General features: G+C 55.4%; 1 protein-coding gene. It reads right to left on the reverse strand.

All coding sequences use genetic code 11. From position 1 onward, the window contains the following. Window positions 1-73 precede the first annotated feature (73 nt). Complete coding sequence (locus tag ACXAIC_RS24830) at window positions 74-358, reverse strand: helix-turn-helix domain-containing protein (RefSeq protein WP_475187130.1); 285 nt, start codon at window positions 356-358, stop codon at window positions 74-76. Window positions 359-451: the final 93 nt, after the last annotated feature.

Raw genomic sequence — 451 nt, forward strand, 5'->3', positions numbered from 1 at the left:
GTGAGCGTCCGTTGAACCCGACCTGCCGCTTTTCGATTTGGTGCGTTAAGTGTCCGCTTAATTAAATGGACATTTAAGGGCCCTTAATGAGATGGTCCACGATTTCCGCGAGAGTGAGATCGGGTCTTACCTCCACCAGCTCAAGGATCTCATCGCGAACCGCCTCAAGCGGACTGCGCGGCGAACGAGGCCCCATCTTCTCGGGCTCGATGCGGCCGGTGCGCCGATAACGCTCCACCCAGCGGATTGCCGTCGCTTCCCCAACACCAAACCGCTCTGCAGCAGCCCGTCGGGACATTCCACCTTCAACGGCATCAATCAAACGCTTGCGTAAGTCAATCGATAGAGGTCGCGTCATGAAGGCTGGCCTCCTTGTCCAGCCCTCAGCTTGAATCACTATTCACCACAAAAGGGAACCCAAGACGATTCAGACTTTTTGGGAAATGCTCTA

This window comes from Roseibium sp. AWQ4_254 (assembly GCF_056161025.1).